14 protein-coding genes are annotated in these 17,583 nt (G+C 72.2%); 6 read left to right on the plus strand and 8 right to left on the minus strand.

The features are described 5' to 3' along the window. Positions 1 to 102: 102 nt before the first annotated feature. The 6 genes from ABZ454_RS00895 to ABZ454_RS00920 all read right to left on the minus strand — a co-directional run bounded on the left by ABZ454_RS00895 (position 103) and on the right by ABZ454_RS00920 (position 9,789). Positions 103 to 3,132, minus strand: a complete 3,030-nt coding sequence (locus ABZ454_RS00895) for a glycoside hydrolase family 38 C-terminal domain-containing protein (protein WP_359535376.1) — start codon at positions 3,130 to 3,132, stop codon at positions 103 to 105. A 50-nt stretch (positions 3,133 to 3,182) separates the two neighbouring features. Continuing rightward, complete coding sequence (locus ABZ454_RS00900; protein ID WP_359535379.1) at positions 3,183 to 5,252, minus strand: endo-beta-N-acetylglucosaminidase; 2,070 nt, start codon at positions 5,250 to 5,252, stop codon at positions 3,183 to 3,185. A gap of 73 nt (positions 5,253 to 5,325) precedes the next feature. After that, on the minus strand, positions 5,326 to 6,579 hold the full coding sequence (locus ABZ454_RS00905) for a glycosyl hydrolase (RefSeq protein ID WP_359535382.1): 1,254 nt from the start codon (positions 6,577 to 6,579) through the stop codon (positions 5,326 to 5,328). Positions 6,580 to 6,626: 47 nt separating this feature from the next. Continuing rightward, positions 6,627 to 7,487: a carbohydrate ABC transporter permease gene (locus ABZ454_RS00910; RefSeq protein ID WP_359535385.1), complete on the minus strand. Its 861-nt coding sequence runs from the start codon at positions 7,485 to 7,487 to the stop codon at positions 6,627 to 6,629. Further along, positions 7,484 to 8,353 carry a sugar ABC transporter permease gene (locus ABZ454_RS00915; protein WP_356319318.1) on the minus strand — a complete coding sequence of 290 codons (870 nt, stop codon included), beginning with the start codon at positions 8,351 to 8,353 and terminating at the stop codon, positions 7,484 to 7,486. The genes ABZ454_RS00910 and ABZ454_RS00915 overlap by 4 nt, the downstream gene beginning before the upstream one ends. A 149-nt stretch (positions 8,354 to 8,502) precedes the next feature. Next, entirely contained in the window at positions 8,503 to 9,789 is a 1,287-nt protein-coding gene (locus ABZ454_RS00920) for a sugar ABC transporter substrate-binding protein (protein ID WP_359535388.1), read from the minus strand. Between the two features lie 408 nt (positions 9,790 to 10,197). Here ABZ454_RS00920 and ABZ454_RS00925 point away from each other — a divergent pair, with 408 nt between their 5' ends. Beyond that, the gene (locus tag ABZ454_RS00925) at positions 10,198 to 11,223 is read left to right on the plus strand and encodes a LacI family DNA-binding transcriptional regulator (protein WP_359535736.1); all 1,026 of its coding nucleotides are present in this window, start codon (positions 10,198 to 10,200) and stop codon (positions 11,221 to 11,223) included. A gap of 185 nt (positions 11,224 to 11,408) precedes the next feature. Here ABZ454_RS00925 and ABZ454_RS00930 read toward each other — a convergent pair whose 3' ends face one another. Further along, a complete protein-coding gene (locus ABZ454_RS00930) occupies positions 11,409 to 11,747 on the minus strand; it encodes a MerR family transcriptional regulator (protein ID WP_356319288.1) in 339 nt (112 codons plus the stop codon). Between the two features lie 622 nt (positions 11,748 to 12,369). On the opposite strand from ABZ454_RS00930, the gene ABZ454_RS00935 reads away from it, so the two are divergent. The 5 genes from ABZ454_RS00935 to ABZ454_RS00955 all read left to right on the plus strand — a co-directional run bounded on the left by ABZ454_RS00935 (position 12,370) and on the right by ABZ454_RS00955 (position 16,466). Continuing rightward, complete coding sequence (locus tag ABZ454_RS00935; RefSeq protein WP_356319287.1) at positions 12,370 to 12,816, plus strand: hypothetical protein; 447 nt, start codon at positions 12,370 to 12,372, stop codon at positions 12,814 to 12,816. Between the two features lie 2 nt (positions 12,817 to 12,818). Continuing rightward, positions 12,819 to 13,379, plus strand: coding sequence for a toxin (locus ABZ454_RS00940; RefSeq protein ID WP_356319286.1), 561 nt, complete (start codon positions 12,819 to 12,821; stop codon positions 13,377 to 13,379). Between the two features lie 50 nt (positions 13,380 to 13,429). Further along, positions 13,430 to 14,695, plus strand: coding sequence for an MAB_1171c family putative transporter (locus tag ABZ454_RS00945; RefSeq protein ID WP_359535391.1), 1,266 nt, complete (start codon positions 13,430 to 13,432; stop codon positions 14,693 to 14,695). Next, on the plus strand, positions 14,692 to 15,297 hold the full coding sequence (locus tag ABZ454_RS00950; protein WP_356319284.1) for a hypothetical protein: 606 nt from the start codon (positions 14,692 to 14,694) through the stop codon (positions 15,295 to 15,297). The genes ABZ454_RS00945 and ABZ454_RS00950 overlap by 4 nt, the downstream gene beginning before the upstream one ends. A 104-nt stretch (positions 15,298 to 15,401) precedes the next feature. Continuing rightward, positions 15,402 to 16,466, plus strand: a complete 1,065-nt coding sequence (locus ABZ454_RS00955; RefSeq protein WP_359535394.1) for an NAD-dependent epimerase/dehydratase family protein — start codon at positions 15,402 to 15,404, stop codon at positions 16,464 to 16,466. Between the two features lie 3 nt (positions 16,467 to 16,469). On the opposite strand, the gene ABZ454_RS00960 is transcribed toward ABZ454_RS00955, so the two are convergent. Continuing rightward, the gene (locus ABZ454_RS00960) at positions 16,470 to 17,576 is read right to left on the minus strand and encodes a HAMP domain-containing sensor histidine kinase (RefSeq protein WP_359535397.1); all 1,107 of its coding nucleotides are present in this window, start codon (positions 17,574 to 17,576) and stop codon (positions 16,470 to 16,472) included. Positions 17,577 to 17,583 lie beyond the last annotated feature (7 nt).

Genomic DNA, 17,583 nt, shown 5'->3' on the forward strand with positions numbered 1-17,583 from the left:
TCTGTGCTTGCGGCTACAGATATCCGTCGCTCCGTGCTACGGCGCTTCGGGCCCGGCGCACCGCTCCTCCCCGGGCCGGGGCCAGGGGAGGAGCGGACGGGGTCAGCGGCGCGCGAACCTCAGCGTGACGAGCTCGAAGGGGCGCAGCGACAACTGCACGCCTCCGTCCCGGAGTTCCAACGCCGGCGCGTCGGCCGACGGACGCTCCAGCAGGTCGCACGCCACGACGTCGGCGGTCTCGAAGCCGGCGGAGAGACGGACCCGGGCGCGCCCGCCCGTGGACTCGTAGAGGCGCACGACGAGGTCGCCGCTCGCGTCGTCCGCCAGCTTGACCGCGCTCACGACGACCGCGTCGTTGTCGACGGCCACCAGCGGGGCCACCTCCCGGTCACCGGTCACCCGGCGCTCCGGCAGGTTGATGCGGAAGCCCTCGCGGACCGCGTCGCCGATCGCCGCGCCGGGGACGAGCGCGTGCCGGAAGCGGTGCACGCCCTGATCGGTCTCCGGGTCGGGGAACCGGGGGGCGCGCAGCAGCGAGACCCGCACGGTGGTGGTCGTACCGGCGTCCGCGTCGCGGACCGTGCGGGTCACGTCGTGGCCGTACGTCGAGTCGTTGACGAGTGCCACGCCCCAGCCCGGCTCCTCCACGTGGACGAAGCGGTGGTTGCAGGCCTCGAACTTGGCGGCCTCCCAGCTGGTGTTGGTGTGGGTGGCCCGGTAGAAGTGCCCGAACTGCGTCTCGGAGGCGTACCGCTCGGCATGGACGTCCAGGGGGAACGCCGCCTTGAGGAACTTCTCCGTCTCGTGCCAGTCGACCTCGGTGTCGATGTCGAGCCGCTTGGCGCCCGGCGCGAGGGTCAGCAGCTGGGTGACCTTCGAGTCGCCGAAGCTGCGGACGATCCGTACGCGGGCGGCGCCCGGGTCCTCGACCGGCGTAAGCTCGTCGAGGTCCGTCAGGTCGGTGACGGTGTTGCGGTAGAACGCGTCGACGTCCCACGCGTCCCACATGTTCGGGAAGTCGGGGTGGATCTGCAGCAGGTTCGCGGCCTCGCCGGGCGCCACCGTCTCGCGCTCGCCGCCGATGTCGTACGCCGAGACGACCAGCCCGCGGGCGTCGATCTCCACCCGGAGCAGACCGTTGTCCAGCACGTAGCCGCCACCCTCGCGCGGGGCGGGGGCCGGGACGCTGCCGGGGGTGACGGGCGCCGCCGCACCGGCTCCGACGCCGCCGCGCGTGTGCGGGGCGGAGTTGAAGACGAGGACCTCGCCCGTCGCGGACTCACCGGCCAGGGCGCGCTGGGCGGCGTCGACGATGCCGTTCAGCTCCTCGGCGACGGCCGCGTACGTCTTCTCCGCCTCGCGGTGGACCCAGGCGATCGACGAGCCGGGCAGGATGTCGTGGAACTGGTGCAGCAGCACCGTCTTCCAGATGCGGTCCATCTGCTCGTACGGGTAGGGGAATCCGGTCCGCACCGCGGCGGTGGCGGCCCACAGCTCGGCCTCCCGCAGCAGGTGTTCGCTGCGGCGGTTGCCCTGCTTCGTCTTCGCCTGGCTGGTGAGGGTGGCGCGGTGCAGTTCGAGGTAGAGCTCGCCGACCCACACGGGTGCGTTCGGATACTCCGCCTCCGCCTTGGTGAAGAAGTCGGTGGGGGTCTCCCACGTCACCGTCGCGGAGCCTTCGAGGCTGCGCATCCTGGCGGCCTTGGCGATCATCTCGCGGGTGGTGCCGCCCCCGCCGTCTCCCCAGCCGGTCGGCGCCAGGGAGTGCTGGGCCACTCCCTTGTCCTTGAAGTTCTTCGCCGCGTGGGCGATCTCGCTGCCCTTCATCGAGCAGTTGTAGGTGTCGACGGGCGGGAAGTGGGTGAAGATCCGGGTGCCGTCGATGCCCTCCCACTGGAAGGTGTGGTGCGGGAACTTGTTGGTCTGGCTCCACGAGATCTTCTGGGTGAGGAGCCACTTGGAGCCCGCGGCCTTGATGATCTGCGGCAGGCCGGCGGCGAAGCCGAAGGTGTCGGGCAGCCACGCCTCGTCGTTCTCGATGCCGAACTCGTCGAGGAAGAAGCGCTTGCCGTGCACGAACTGGCGGGCCATCGCCTCGGAGCCGGGCATGTTCGTGTCGGACTCGACCCACATGCCGCCGGACGGCACGAACCGGCCCTCGGCCACGGCCTTCTTGACCTTGGCGTAGACCTCGGGGCGGTGTTCCTTGATCCAGGCGAACTGCTGGGCCTGCGACATCGCGAAGACGAAGTCGGGCTCGTCCTCCAGGAGCGCGGTCATGTTGGACGTCGTCCGGGCGACCTTGCGGACCGTCTCGCGCAGCGGCCACAGCCAGGCGGAGTCGATGTGGGCGTGGCCGACCGCGCTGATCCGGTGGGCCGAGGGCTGGGCGGGCGTCGCGAGGACACCGGCGAGCTGCTCGCGCGCCGCGGCCGCGGTGCCGTTCACGTCCTGGAGGTCGACCGCGTCCAGCGCGCGGCCGACGGCGCGCAGGATGTCCCAGCGCCGGGCGCCGTCGACGGGCAGCTCCTGCATCAGTTCCCCCAGCACCTCCAGGTCCTGGACGAGGTTCCACACGTGCTCGTCGAAGACGGCGAGGTCCATCCGGGCGAGGGTGTACTGCGGTTCGTCGCCCGCGGTGTCCTTGTCACCGAGCCGGGTCGGCAGGAAGGGGTGGTAGTCGAGGATGACGGGGTTGGAGGCCGCCTCGATGTGCAGCAGCACCTCCTCGCCGCCGACGGCCGGAGCACCCACCCGCACCCACTGGTTGCGCGGGTTCAGGCCCTTCACCGGGGTGCCGTCGGGGCGGTAGACGAGGCCCTCGCACTGGAAGCCGGGCATGTTCTCGTCGAACCCGAGGTCGAGCAGCGCCTCGACGGTCCGGCCCGCCCAGGCCTCCGGGACGGTCCCGGAGACCCGGAACCAGCAGGTGCCCCACGGAGCGCCCCACCGGTCGCCGACCGCGATCGGCTCGGTCGGGCCGGCCAGCCCCTCCGCGACGGGGACGGGCTCACCCGGTGCGTTCCAGACGGCGACGTCCAGCGGGACGGATTCCGGGTAGACGGCCGGCCGGATGCGCTCGTCGAGGACGCGCTTCAGCCGGGCTTCGACCAGACTGCGGTCGTCGTGCATGAGGGTGGCTCCGTTGTGAGGTGGGTGCGGGCGGGGGGTGGTTGCGGTGCTTACCAGCGGTGCGCCGTCGAGGCGGCGCCGGAGGTCGTGTAGAGCTCGCCAACGGCCCTGACCTGGAAACGAGCGGCTTTTTCGCCCGGTTCCCGCTGGATGTCCGGAACGAAGAAGGCGGTGCCGCAGGTGCCGCCGAGGAAGCGCCGGGTGCCGTCGGGCAGGATCCGGTGCAGCTCGTAGTGGCGCAGGTTGCCGGCCGCCCGCTTCCAGCGGAAGCTCAGGTCGGTGCCGTGGGCGCCGGCTGCCGAGCCGGTGATGCGCAGGGCGGCCGGCGCGGCCGGGACCTCCGGGGTGTCACGGACGGCCAGGGCGCCCAGGCGCCAGCGCACGGGGCCGGCCCCGGTGAGCCGGACGCCCAGCGCGTGGACGGTTCCCGCGAGCGAGTGCGGCCGGAGGGTGGCCGTGGTCCAGCCGGTGCCGCCCGTACGCAGTTCGCCCGCCGGAAGGTAGGTGTACGCGACCGGGTCGCCCGGCCGGTCCGGCTCGTGCAGGGCGACGGCCAGTTCGACGGTGACCGGGCCCGATCCGGGATCGGTCCGGTGGGTGAGCTCGACGACGGTGCGCCTGGAGAGCGGCAGCCGGGTGCCGTACAGCTCGACGGTGGCCGGGGCGTCGAGGTCGCCGTCGACCAGCAGACTGCTGCCGCCGCGCCAGGCGTCGGCGAAGTCGAAGGCGACGGACGGGGTCGGGCCGTCGGTACGGACGACCCAGCGGCGGCCCGGCAGCCGGTCCTGCAACCCCAGGTGGTTCCACTCGCTGCGGGAGGTCACCCGGCCGTTCTCGTACCAGCGCAGGCCGTGGCCCGTGTTGAAGGTGGTGGCGAACGGCAGGCGGTCGACGGTGGAACGGTCGGCCACCGCCGTGGCGGGTGCGCGCCAGGTGTCCGTACGGTCCGGCCGGGCCGGGTCGAGCGACTGTCCGGTCCAGAACCGCTGGTCGGCGGCGTGGAACTGGGCGGGGGTGCGGCCCTCCGGAAGATGGCTGCGGGTCCACTCCGGGCGGTAGAAACCGTACGAGAGGGTGTGCGGCCCGTCGGCGGGGATGATCGCGTCCCAGTCGACGGCCTTGTTCCAGCCGGCCGATTCGACGTCGACGCCCGCCCACAGGTCGTAGCGGCTGCGGCCTGCGGCCTCGGCGTTCGCACCGGAGGAGGTGAGCGTCCCCGGCGTCCAGCGGAAGTCCACGAACATCGAGTCCGCTTCCTCGAACAGCGCCGCGTTCTCGGCGTTCAGCGCCCCCTGCCAGCCGACCTCGCCCCGCACCGTCATGGCGTCGTACCAGGTGATGCGCAGACCGGCGGCGTCGCCGCGCGCCCGCAGATCGGTGACGAAGGCCAGCATCTCGGCGCCGAGCGCGGCGTCCCCGCCCTCCGTCTCCGCGTTGATGAACCACCCGTCGAAACCGTGCGCGACGGCCACCTCCACGAGCTTGGCGGCCAGCGGGAAACGTCCGGCTCCGTCGCGCTGCACGAGGTCGCGCGTCCAGCGCAGATCGCCGCCGTGGTGCACGGGCGGCAGGAACACGGTGCCGAGGACGGGGACGCCGTTGCGGTGCGCCGCGTCGACGACCGGGGCGTTGGGGGCGAGCACCAGCCCCTCTCCCGCCGAGCCGCCCCAGAAGACGAGTTCGTCGATGTACGCCCAGTGGCTCAGGGCGTAGTGGTCGGCGGTGGCCGAGCCCTGGGACGGGTTGCCCGCGGTGTTGCCGAAGGCCACCAGGGCGCAGATGCGCGCCTGGTCGGTGCGGGCTGTGGTGTTCACCGGGACCGGGGTGAAGCGGTCCGCGAGCGGGACGGTCGCCGTGTTGAAGGGCAGGTCGGGGTCGTCCTCGGCGCGCCAGGCCTTCAGGCTGCGCCAGGTGATGCCGTCCCCGGGGGTGCCGGCGGGCACCGAGTCGGGGAACCAGTAGGAGGCGAAGGGCCGGGAGGCGGCCTGCGCCGAGGCGGGGGCGGCGGCCGCCGCGGATCCGGCGAAGGCCGGGGCGAGGAGGGCGGCGGCCGTTCCGGCGCCCGCGAGGACGACGGTGCGGCGGGTGGGCGCCGCAGGGCGGGACGGGGGCTGGTTCACGGTGTGCTCCGTATCGTGTGAGGTGCGATTCCGGTGCGGTGCGGGGTGGTGGTGCGGGGGCGGGGGAGTGCGGTCACCGGACCTGGTCCGGTGCGACGACCTCGGTGATGCCGCGGGCGGCGAGGTGTCCGGTGTCGTCGGCGTGGCTCGCGAGGACGGCCGTGGGGCGGACGCCGTCCGCGGTGAGCCGGGCGAAGGCTTCGAAGACCGCCCCGCCGGGGGCGCACACCGAGCGGTGGGGCGCGCTCGCGTCGTCGCCGGTGTCGACGACGACGGCCGTGGTCCGGGGAGCGGGCCGCCGGGTCCTGCCACGGTGCTCCTCGACGATCCGGGCGATGGCCCGGCCGGCCGGCTTGACCTGCCGGTCGTTGGTCAGCAGGCCCAGGCTGTACTCGAGTTCGGGGAAGTCGGCCAGTGAGCGGGACACGTCGTGCGAGCACCACCAGGTGACGCCCCACACGTCCTCGCAGTCCAGGGCGTTCTCGACGGTCGCCTCCGTGAACGCGGCGGCGTGCTCGGCGGGGATCAGCGGGGCGGGCGCGCCGACCTCCTGGAGCCAGACCGGCCGGTGCGGGTCGAGCGCCCAGGCCTTGGAGAGCTCGATCAGGTAGGCGGCGTGGTGCTCGGTGGCCGTGCCCGTGCGGCCGTGGCGCTGGGCGGTGCCGTTGAAGACCCAGGAGTGCACGGCGGTGACGGCCCCGGTCCGGGCCGCGTGCGCGGGGGTGAAGGGGTGGTCGTCCTGGTACCAGGCGGCGTCGTACTCGGCGTGCAGGTGGAGCTTGCCGGGCGCCCCCTGTTCGCAGGCGTCGAGCATCCTGGTCAGCCAGGCGCCCGCCTGCTCGGGGCTGATGCGGTCCGGGTCGGGGTGCGGGTCCCCGGAGAACTGGTTGATCTCGTTGCCGAGGGTCATCCCGATGAAGTGGGGCCGGTCGGCGAGGGCGGCGGCGAGGGTGCGCAGGTACTCCGCCTGTCCGGCGACCACGTCGGGGTCGGTGAAGAGGTTGCGCCGGTGCCAGGTGCCGGTCCAGGCGGGCAGGAAGTCGAAGCTCGACAGATGCCCCTGGAGACCGTCCACGCTGACGTCGAGGCCCCGCTCGGCGGCGGCGTCGGCGAGCTGGACGAGCTGCTCGACGGCGCGCGGGCGGATCAGGGTGCGGTTGGGCTGGAAGAGGGGCCAGAGCGGGAAGACCCGGATGTGGTCGAGGCCGAGGCCGGCGATCGAGTCCAGGTCGGCCCGGACGGAGTCGAGGTCGAAGTCCAGCCAGTGGTGGAACCAGCCTTCGCTGGGCGTGTAGTTGGCGCCGAAACGCAAGGGGGAGTCGCTCATACGGAACAGGGGTCCTGGTTCTGTGGTGCGGGGGGAGGAGTGGCCGGTCAGCCCTTGACGGCGCCTTCGCCGACGCCCCTGAAGAAGAAGCGCTGCAGGCCCGCGAACATCACGATGAGCGGGAGCACGGCGATGATCGTGCCCGCGGCGACGAGCCGTTCGTCGTTCGCGAACGTGCCGTGCAGGTAGTTCAGGCCGATGGTCAGGGTGAAGTTCTCCGGGTCGCTGAGGACGATCAGCGGCCACAGGAAGTCGTCCCATGAGCCCATGAAGGCGAAGATCGCGACGACGGCGAGCGTCCCCTTGACCGAGGGCAGGGCGATCCGCAGGAAGCGCTGCCAGACGTTGGCGCCGTCCACGAAGGCCGCCTCCTCCACCTCCTGCGGGAGGTTCAGGAAGGCGTTGCGCATCAGCAGGACGTTCATCGCCCCGATCGAGCCGGGCAGCAGCACCCCGAGCAGGGTGTTGTTCAGGCCCAGGTCACGCATGGTGGTGAACTGGGCGATGATGATGCCCTCCACCGGTACGAGCATGGCGAGGATGAACGCCAGCGTCGCGGCCCTGCGCCCCCGGTAGCGCAGCCGGGCCAGCGCGTAACCGGCCAGCGCGGAGCCCACGCAGTTGGTCACCACGTTGGCGGAGGCGACCTTCAGCGAGTTGAACGCGTAGTCCCACACCGGGATGGTGTCGGCGACCCTGCTGTAGTTGTCCAGGGTCGGGTCGCTGGGGAAGAACGTCGGCGGGGAGCTGAAGATGTCCTCGTTCGGACCCTTCAGCGAGGTCGAGAGCTGCCACAGGAACGGTCCGACGGTCAGCACGAGTACGGCGAGCAGCAGCACGTATCTCAGGACGAGCTGCCAGGCCGGGACGCGGCGTCCCTCGGCGTCGGTGGTCTTCAGGAAGCTCACGCGTCCTCCTTGCGGTCGGCCCGGAGCACCAGGAGCATCAGGCCGACGGTGACGACGAAGATGACGACCGAGATGGCGGACGCGTACCCGACCCGCCCGGTCAGCCCGGTGCCCACGCGCTGGACGAGCATCACCAGGGTGGTGTCCTCACCCGCCGGGCCGCCGGAGGGGCCGGCCATCAGATAGACCTCGGAGAAGACCTTGAAGGCCGAGACCGAGGACAGCGCCGCGACCAGCACCATGGTGGAGCGGATGGCGGGAACGGTGACGGTGAAGAAGCGGCGTACGGCTCCGGCACCGTCCACGGCGGCGGCCTCGTGCAGCTCCCGCGGTACGTTCGCCAGCGCGGCCAGGTAGATGATCATGTAGTAGCCCAGGCCCTTCCAGACCGTGACCGTCATCGCGCTGCCCAGCAGCAGCCACTGGTCGCTGAGGAAGCCGACCTTGCCGATGCCCACGGCCTCCAGCACCGAGTTGACCAGGCCGCGGTCGTCGAGCATCCACACCCAGATCAGTCCGACGACCACGATGGAGGCGACGACCGGTGTGTAGAAGGCGGAGCGGAAGAAGGCGATGCCGGGGATGTGCCGCTGGACGAGCATCGCCAGCAGCAGCGGCAGGATGACGAGGGCGGGCACGACGCCGAGGACGTACAGCGCGCTGTTGCGCAGGCCGATCCAGAACATCTCGTCGTGCAGCAGCTCCTGGAAGTTCGCCAGGCCGACGAACGTGCCCGGGACCAGGGTCCGCCGGTCCGTGAAGGCGTTGACCAGTGTGCTGAAGAACGGGAAGAGGCTGAAGACGCCGACCACGACGAGTCCGGGCGCCGCGAACAGCCAGGGGCTGAGGGGCAGATGGCGGCTGATCCGGCCGGCGGGCCGGCGGCTGCCGGGGCGGGGGCGCCGGGCCGCCGCCCCGGCCGCGCCGGAGCCCGGCGCGCTCGCCGGGGCTCCGGCGCGGACGGTCCCGGTGCGGGACGTCGCGGGGCTGGGGACGGGGGAGTTCACGAGGGGTCTCAGCTCTGCTGCAACAGCCGGTCACAGGCCTTGACAGCGTTGTCAAGGGCCTCCTTGGGACTCTGCTTCCCTTGCAGCGCCTTGGCGACCTGGTTACGCAGCTCGGTCTTCATCTGCTCGCTGAACAGGACCGGCGTGTAATTGACGGCCGTCTTCAGGGACTTGGCGGCGGCGACCCGTACGCGGGTCACGTCCGTGCCGTCCTCCTTCGTGAAGTACGGGTCGTCGAGCGAACCGGCGGTGCTCGGGAAGATGGCGACCTGCTTGGCGAAGTCCATCTGCCGCGTCGCGTCGGTCACGTAGTGGGCGAAGGCCACGGCGGCGGGCTTCTGCTTGGTCTGCGCGTTCACCATCAGGCCCATGACGTACATGTTGGCCTTGCCGGTGTTGCTGACCTGGTCGGTGATGCCGATGTTCTTGTAGAGGCTCGGGGCCTGCTTCTTGAAGTTGGCCAGGTCCAGCGCGCTGCCGGGGTTCATCGCCACCGACTCGGTGAGGAACTTGTGGCCGGAGGACTCGGGGGTCGCGGTCAGCGCCTGCGGGTCGAGCGCCTTGGCGTCGTACAACTCCTTGTACTTCGTCAGGAGTTGCACGCCCTTGGCGTCGTTGAAGGCGAAGCCCGTGCCTTCCTTGTTCATCAGCTGTCCGCCGTAGCGGCCGAAGTCCTCGATGGTGGGCACGTTGGCGAGGGTGGCGATCTTGCCCTTGCTCCGCTCGGCGAGCTTCAGGCCGTCCGCGAAGACCTCGTCGTAGGTGGCCGGGGGCTTCTGCGGATCGAGGCCGGCGTCCTTCAGCAGGCGCTTGTTGTAGAACATCGGCCCGGTGTTGAGGTACCAGGGGAAGGCGTACGTGCCCTGCGTGCCCGGTATCTGATGGGCCTTCCAGGCGCCGTCCAGGTACTCCTTGCGGTACTGCGGCGCCGCCTTGTCGAGGTCCAGGGCGAGGCCCGCCTTGGCGAGCGGGGCCACCAGGTCCGGGGACACGTTGACGACGTCCGGCAGGGTGCCGCCGGCCGCGTCCGCGCTGATCTTGTCCGCGTAGCCCTCGCCGGGGCGGTCCACCCACTTGACCTCGGTGCCCGGGTACTTTTTCTCGAAGTCCGCGATCACACCGTTGAAGTAGTCCTTGAAGTTCGCCTGCAGGTTCCAGGTCTGAAAAGTGATCTTGCCTTCGACCTTGCCCGAGGCGTCGGACGAGCCCGAGCCGGACTCACCGCCACACGCGCTCAGCGGCAGGACGGTGGCGAGGACGGCGGCAGTGACGACTGCCCTGCGGGAGATGCGCACGGTGAACGGCTCCTTTGCTCGGACCAGGCGTGCGGACGGCCGGCCGGGGTGTAGACCCACCGGCTGCGTTCGCCCAGCAGACCCTGCAATGCGTCTGGCGGAAAGTCAATACATTCATCGGAAGTTAGTCGCACACCCCCGCATACATGCAGGTCAGCGACATGTTGGAGTACATACAAGATCAGAGACTAATGCGCTTTAGGTGCGTTGAGCTCAAGCGCTTTAGTTGCTGCGGTTCATCGCTCGACCAATGGGCCGGGAAGCCCTACGATGCCCCCGGGGGCGAGCGAACCCGACGTCCGACGAGCGCCACAGGGAACGCAGGGAAAGAGGCACCGGGTGACACCGAAGCGGCCGCCGGCCGGGGACACTTCGACGGCCAGACGCACACCCGCGCGCCGGCCGACGATGAAGGACATCGCCCAGCGCGCCGGGGTGTCGGAGAGTGCCGTCTCCTTCGCGCTCAACGACCGTCCGGGCGTCTCGGAGATCACCCGCGACCGGGTCCGGCGCGTCGCCGAGCAGTTGGGCTGGCGCCCGAGCACGGCCGCGCGCGCGTTGTCGGGCGAGGGGTCGGCCACCGTGGGGCTCGTCGTGGCCCGGCCGGCGGCCAACCTGGGCGTGGACTCGTTCTTCCTGCAGCTGATCTCGGGCATCCAGGAGGTACTGGCGGAGCGTCAGCTCGGGCTGCTCTTCCAGGTGGTGGAGGACGTGGCGGCCGAGTGCGCGGTCTACCGCCGCTGGTGGGCCGAGCACCGGGTCGACGGGGTGCTCGTCGTCGACCCGCGCACCGACGACCCCCGCGTCGGGCTGCTGGACGAACTCGGCCTGCACGGCGTCGTCATCGGGGCCCTGCCCGGCAGCGACACCGGCCCCCACCCGGGGCTCTCACAGGTGCGCGCCGACGACGCGGGAGCCATGGCGGCCATCGTCGGCCGGCTGCACGAACTGGGTCACCGGCGCATCGTGCACATCGCCGGCCTGCCCTCGCTCGCCCACACCGACCGGCGCATCCGGTCCCTGCGCGTCGAGGCCGACCGGCGCGGGCTGACCGAGGCGCACTCGGTGACCACGGACTACTCCGACACCGAGGGCGCGGCCGTGACCCGCCGGGTGCTGGAGCGGGCCCACCCGCCGACCGCGCTCATCTACGACAACGACGTGATGGCCGCGGCCGGCGTGGCGGTCACGGCCGGCCTCGGCCTCGGGGTCCCGGGCGACGTGTCGGTGGTCTCGTGGGAGGACTCGGCGCTGTGCCGGCTCACCGCGCCGTGGCTCACCGCACTGTCCCGGGACACGGTCGCCTTCGGCCGGCTCGCGGCGCGGGAACTGACCGCACTGCTCGACGGCGGCACGGCGCGCACCGTCCAGGTCCCGCTGCCCCGGCTCATCGAACGGGGCAGCACGGCGCTCGCGCACGGCGGCGGGGGCTGACAGAGCGACCCGGCCTCGCGCACGACGACGAGAGCGGACAGAGCAGCACGGCCCTCGCGCCCGACGACGAGAGCGGACGGGCAGCACGGCCCTCGCGCACGGCAACGGCGGCAACGCGCGCTGACGTGGGCCGGAAGGGGGGTCGGGGCAGGGGGTGGCGAGGGCGCCGGCTGCCCGCATGCCGTTCAGGCCGTGTCGCGGTCCTGGTCGGGCCGGCGCAGCTCCTCGTTCAGCCGGAGGGCCTCTTCGAGCTGGTCCTCCAGGATGACGATGCGGCACGCGGCCTCGATGGGCGTCCCGCCGTCCACGAGTTCACGGGCGCGGGCCGCGATGCGCAGCTGGTAGCGGGAGTAGCGGCGGTGGCCGCCCTCCGACCGCAGCGGGGTGATCAGCCGGGCCTCACCGAGCGCGCGCAGGAATCCCGGCGTGGCGCCGATCATCTCCGCGGCGCGGCCCATGGTGTAGGCGGGGTAGTCGTCGTCGTCGAGCCGGTCGGTGGCATGCGGAGGGGTTTCGGGGGGCATGTGCACCTGCCGCGTGTCGCTGACTTCGTTGACCGTAGGAGGAACTCTCATTGTGCGAGCCATCGTGTCTAGCATAGTCGCGACAGATTTCCCGGGCCGGACGGGGGAATTTATCTCGTCCGACCCGGCTCCGGCGCTCCCCCGGCCGCTTCGGTCACGCGCGCCCCGGTCCACCCCCGCGCCCCTGCTGCCGCACGCCGCGTGAGGCCCGCCGGAGGGCGCGCCAAGGACGCTGACCGGTCGGTCAGTTGATGACGGCCTGACCAGAGGCCATAATGCAGACGTAGCCCTTCACGCATCCCCCGTCGTGAAGGGCTACACCCACGTGCGCGCCCGGCACTCGCAGGAGGCGGGCAGGCGCAGGCGTTTTCACGGGCAAGGGACTCCCCTCGTGGTCCCCTGCCCATGTTTTTTCGAGTTAACAGTGACGTAGAGTGTTTGCGCAAGCCCGCTTCGGACACCGGAGCGAGATGCTCCACTTCGTCCCTTTACGGTGTTCCACCGGGCCTCCCGGCCGACGGACGGCACGTCGGGGTTGGTTACAGTACGAGCCCGTTGACCGAATCGAGCACCGCGGAGCCGGACAGACGCCCGGGCGGTGGACGTGAACGTGGGGGCCGGGATGGACAGCGGCGAAGAACGCGCGCCGGAGCTGCGAACGCTGCGGCAGAAGGTCGAGTACATGGTCGAGAAGACCTTCCCCGGCCGCAAGATCTCGGGACGGGTCTTCGCCGACCTGGTCAAGGAGCGCGGCGGCTCCCTCTCCCACAGCTACTTCTCCAACATCCTCGCCGGCAAGGTCACCCAGCCCTCCGAGGACATCCTCAAGGCGCTCGGCCTCGGCTTCGGCGTGGACTGGCGCTTCTTCAAGGCGGAGTCCGAGGTCGTCGACGACGTCGTCGCGGGACTGCAGTTCCTGGCCAAGCGGCGGACCGGCGAGATCAGCGGTCTGGCCGGGCGGGGCCTGGACGAGGACGGGCTGCCGCCGGAGCTGCTGCAGTTCGCGCTCGACCTGCTCCAGGACGCCAAGGACCGGCAGCCCCCGGCCGACGGCGAACCACGGAGCTAGGCATGTCCATGCGCGAACTGCGGAAGGAGTGCGAGGCCGGGCTGGCCGACCTCCCGATCCCTTCCCCCTTCACGGTCGAGGGCCTGGTGGCGAACATGGAGGCGGCCCGCGGCCGCACCATCGTGCTGCAGGAGATGCCCGACCGGCTGGCCCGCGTCAACGCGGCCTGCGGGCTGCGGCTGAAGTCCGGCCGGACCAGCTTCGTGCTCTACCGCCGGCGCCCCACCGCGTACCAGACCCAGCACGTCATCCTGCACGAGCTGTGCCACGAGTGGTTCGACCACGGCACCTCGCTCGACGCGGAGCAACTCCGCCGCCTGCTCCCCGTGTTCGACACCTCCCTCATCACCCGGGTCGTCGGCCAGGACGCGCTGCGCAGCCCGGACGCCGTGCAGGCCCGCGCCCAGTACGACACCCATGACGAACGCATGGCCGAATTCGGTGCCTCGCTCATCCCCCGTATGGCGAGGGACGTGACGAGCGATGACATGGTGGGGCGGCTCGCCAACTCGCTCTCCCGCCCGGTCGCCCACCGCCGCCGTGGCCTGTTCCGCCGCCCGTAGCACCGCACGCCCCCGCTCCTTCCGATCCCCCCACCCCGAGGACATCTGCCGTGACCCCGCTCGACGTCGCCGGCTATCTGATAGCCGGCCTGATGACAGCCGTCGCCGTGTGGCGCATGCCGGCCGCCCTGTGGGGCGATGAGGAGGACCGGCGCCGCCGGGCCCTGTGGGGCTGTTACGCGGGGTTCGCCGCCGCGCTGTGGACCAAGACCCGGGCCGTGCGCATCGGGCTCAACGACAGCCCGGTCACCGACCTCTCCGTACTGATCAAGCACTACACGGCGACGGTCGCGATTCTGGCCATTCTCAGCTACATCGTCGCGATCTACGGGCAGTACGCGGATGCCGGGGCCGTTCCGCGCCACGTGCGGTTCGCGCGGCTGATCCAGCAGGTCGCGGCGAAGGCCTCCGTCGCCACGCTCGTGCTGCTGACGGTGCTGTTCTTCACCGTCGTCGACCGCTCCACCCCGTCCGACCGCTTCGTCGCCGACCACGCGGGGCAGTGGGGCGCGACGCTGTACATGAGCGTGTTCTACCTCTACCTCGGCGCCGCCTCCGCCGTCTGCGCCTACCAGTGGGCCCTGGCCACGGCGGGCGCGCGGCTGCGCCATCTGCGGGTGGGCCTGGGGATGATGACGTTCGCGATGTTCATCGGCGTCGCCTACACCGTCAGCCGGACGCTGTTCCTGTGGGTCAGCGTCATCGACCCGCCGAGCGAGGCCTTCGCGCTGGACTTCGACGAGGTCACCGAGGCCGCGCAGGTCGTGCTGTTCGCGTTCTTCGCGGTCGGCGCCTCCATCCCCGCGCTGAGCAACGTCCGCCGCCGGGTGAAGCTCTGGCGGGCCCAGGTGCAGCTGCACGCGCTCTGGTACGAGCTGATGGCGGCCTTCCCCGACCAGCCCTTCGAGCCCCCGGCGCCGCTGCTGCGCGAGCTGACCCGCCTCGACACCCCGGCCGACCTGCGGGTCGACCGGTGGGCCGCGGACATCGCCGACGCGGTGGAGAAGCTGCGCCACTACGTGCCCGACGCGCTGCTGCCGGCCGCCGAGGCGGCCGCCGCGGACGGGGCCGCCGGCCGGGACCAGGCCGGGCCGCTGGCCGACGCCTACTGGATCAAGGCGGCGCTCGCGGCCCGCAACGCCGGCGCGCCGGCGGGCGACGCGGCCGCCGTCGGCACCCAGCACGCCACCGACCAGGACGGCGAGGTCGCCTGGCTGGTGAGGGTGGCCGCGGCGTACCGCACGGTCACGCCCGAGCGGGCCCGCCAGGTCCTCGACGCCTCCACCGAGGCCAGGGAGCAGGAGCAGCAGGCATGAGCACCACCCATGACACCGGGACGAGCGGCGCCACCGGGCCGTCCACCGCGCGCACCGTGACCGACGTCCTGCAGCCCCGCAACCTCCTGCTGGCCGGCATGCTCGCCATCGGGCTGGCGGCGGCGGGCGACTGGACCGGGCTGCTCTGGGGCTTCCTCGGCGCCCTGTGCGCGGGGCTCGTCCCGGCCGGCTACATCGAGTGGGAGCGGGGGCGCGGCACCTGGGGCGACCGCCATGTCGTCGACCGGACCAAGCGGGCCCCGATCTTCCTCGTCATCCTCGGCTCCATCGGCGTCGGGTCGGCCGTCATGGTGCTGGGGGGCGCCCCCTCCGGCATCCTGGCCGCGATGCTGGGGCTCTGGGTGATGACCGTCGTCCTGCTGGCCGTCAACACGGTCTGGAAGATCTCGGTGGACGCCTCGGTCGCCTCGGCCGTGGTCGCGCTGCTCGCCGCGGCGCACTCGCCGTGGTGGCTGTCCGGATACGTGATGACGGCCGCCGTGTGCTGGTCGCGGGTCGCGCTCGGCTACCACACGGTGGGCCAGGTGACGGCCGGAACGGCGCTGGGCGCGGCGACGGCGGGCGCGTTCCTGTTCGTCTGACCGGCCGATCCCGCGCCGGCCCACCGCCGGACACGTCTTACGGTCCCGTGACGTGCCGACGCGGCAGCCCGGCGGACCGCCGCCGACGCCCTAGCGTGGCCGTCATGCGCGTACTCGTCACCGGCGGCGCCGGGTTCATCGGTTCGCAGATCGTCGGGGCCCTCACCTCGGCCGGGCACGAGGCGGTGGTGTTCGACGCCTTCCTGGCGTCGGCGCACGGCGGGGCGGACGCCCCTGCGGGCGGTGACGGGACGATCGTCGGGGACGTACGCGACCGGGCCGCGGTGGCGGCGGCGCTGCGCGGCGTCGACGCGGTGTGCCACCAGGCGGCCATGGTCGGCCTGGGGAAGGACTTCGCGGACGCCCCCGCGTACGTCGGCTGCAACGACCTCGGTACGGCGGTGCTGCTCGCCGCGATGACCGAGGCGGGCGTACGGGACCTGGTGCTCGCCGGCTCGATGGTGGTCTACGGCGAGGGCCGCTACGACTGCCCCCGCCACGGCGCCGTCCGCCCCGGCCCCCGGGCGGCGGCCGATCTGGCGGCGGGCCGCTTCGAACCGCGCTGCCCCTCCTGCGGTACGGAACTGACCCCCGGCCTGGTCACGGAGGACGCGCCCGCCGACCCGCGCAACGTGTACGCCGCCACCAAGCTCGCCCAGGAACACCTCGCCTCCTCATGGGCCCGCGCCACGGGCGGGCGTGCGGTGTCGTTGCGCTACCACAACGTGTACGGACCCGGCATGCCGCGCGACACCCCGTACGCCGGGGTCGCCTCCTTCTTCCGTTCGGCACTGGCCCGCGGCGAGGCCCCCCGCGTCTTCGAGGACGGCGGCCAGCGGCGCGACTTCGTCCACGTACGGGACGTGGCGTCGGCGAACACCGTGGCGCTGGCGGCCCTCGCGGAGCGGGAGCCCGGCCGGTTCACCGCGTACAACACGGGCAGCGGGGAGCCGCACACCATCGGCGAGATGGCCGAGGCCCTGGCCTCGGCGCACGGCGGCCCGCCCCCCGTCGTGACCGGCGAGTACCGGCTCGGGGACGTACGCCACGTCACCGCCGACTCCAGGCGGCTGCGCGCGGAGCTGGGCTGGAAGCCCGGGGTGGGCTTCGCCGAAGGGCTGGCCGCGTTCGCCTCCGAGCCGCTGCGGTCCATGCCCGGCGGCCGCTGAGGCTCACGCCACCGGCAGCGTGACCTCGAAGCAGCAGCCGCCCCGCACGTTGCGCACCGCCGCCCGGCCCGCATGGGCCTCGACGATGCCGCGCACGATGGCGAGCCCCAGGCCCGCTCCCGCGGGCGGGGTGCGGGCGTGGCTGCCGCGCCACCCCGTGTCGAAGACCCGGGGCAGGTCCTCCTCGGGAATGCCGCCGCAGCCGTCGGTCACCGAGAGCACCACCCCGTCGCCGTCGCGGTGCGCGGCCACCGCGACCGTGCCGTCGGCGGGGGTGCGGCGGATCGCGTTGATCAGGAGGTTGCCCAGGACCCGGCTCATCTCCTTGCTGTCGACCTCGACCGGCACGGCCTCGATCCCGTCGCCCACCAGGCGCACCCCGTGCTCGCGGGCGAGCGGGTGCGCGCCGGCGAGGGCGTCCCCGACCAGGTCGTACACGGAGGTCCGGGCGACGGCGAGGGCCAGCGAACCGGCGTGGATCCGGGAGAGTTCGAAGAGGTCGCCGACCATGTCGTTCATCCGCTCCACCTCGGTCCGGATCTGGCGCAGATAGCGGCCGGTGTCGGCGGCCATGCCGTCCTCCAGCGCCTCGGACATGGCCCGCAGCCCGGCGAGCGGGGTGCGCAGGTCGTGCGAGATCCAGGCGACGAGTTCGCGCCGCGAGGTCTCCAGCGCCCGTTCCCGCTCGCGCGAGAGGTCGAGCTTGGCGCTGGTGGCGGCCAGTTCGCGCGTGAGGCCGGCGAGTTCGGCGGTGGCCTGCCCGGCGGGGGCCGCGAAACTGCCGCCGTCGCCGAACGACCGCGCGGCCAGCGTGAGGTCGCGGCTCCTGGCGGCGATCCACCGGCCGAGCAGCATCGCCGTGACCAGCGAGACGACGGCGGCCATCGCGACGACGGTCGTGACCACGCTGAGGTCGTGCGGTGACAGGAACATCGCCCAGGCGACGGCGAGCGTCCCCGCGAGCATCGCGGTGACGGCGACGGCGGCCACCACGGAGAGCGAGACGACGAGGGAACGGTGCCGGGACAGCCGCAGGACGAGCGCCCCGAGCAGTCCGGCGGCGGCCGCGCCGAGGAAGGCGAAGAGGGCGATGAGGAGGAAGTCGGCCATGACGCTG

Origin of the sequence: Streptomyces sp. NPDC005803 (assembly GCF_040630435.1) — a bacterium.
In the GTDB taxonomy this organism is placed as follows: Bacteria; Actinomycetota; Actinomycetes; order Streptomycetales; family Streptomycetaceae; genus Streptomyces.

What these genes read in the sequence shown, in the direction of transcription:
- ABZ454_RS00925 (WP_359535736.1), top strand. Translation starts at nt 10,198, where the DNA reads ATGAAGGACATCGCCCAGCGCGCCGGGGTGTCGGAGAGTGCCGTCTCC.
- ABZ454_RS00930 (WP_356319288.1), bottom strand. Translation starts at nt 11,747, where the DNA reads ATGCCCCCCGAAACCCCTCCGCATGCCACCGACCGGCTCGACGACGAC.
- ABZ454_RS00940 (WP_356319286.1), top strand. Translation starts at nt 12,819, where the DNA reads ATGTCCATGCGCGAACTGCGGAAGGAGTGCGAGGCCGGGCTGGCCGAC.
- ABZ454_RS00895 (WP_359535376.1), bottom strand. Translation starts at nt 3,132, where the DNA reads ATGCACGACGACCGCAGTCTGGTCGAAGCCCGGCTGAAGCGCGTCCTC.
- ABZ454_RS00905 (WP_359535382.1), bottom strand. Translation starts at nt 6,579, where the DNA reads ATGAGCGACTCCCCCTTGCGTTTCGGCGCCAACTACACGCCCAGCGAA.
- ABZ454_RS00955 (WP_359535394.1), top strand. Translation starts at nt 15,402, where the DNA reads ATGCGCGTACTCGTCACCGGCGGCGCCGGGTTCATCGGTTCGCAGATC.
- ABZ454_RS00935 (WP_356319287.1), top strand. Translation starts at nt 12,370, where the DNA reads ATGGACAGCGGCGAAGAACGCGCGCCGGAGCTGCGAACGCTGCGGCAG.
- ABZ454_RS00950 (WP_356319284.1), top strand. Translation starts at nt 14,692, where the DNA reads ATGAGCACCACCCATGACACCGGGACGAGCGGCGCCACCGGGCCGTCC.
- ABZ454_RS00960 (WP_359535397.1), bottom strand. Translation starts at nt 17,576, where the DNA reads ATGGCCGACTTCCTCCTCATCGCCCTCTTCGCCTTCCTCGGCGCGGCC.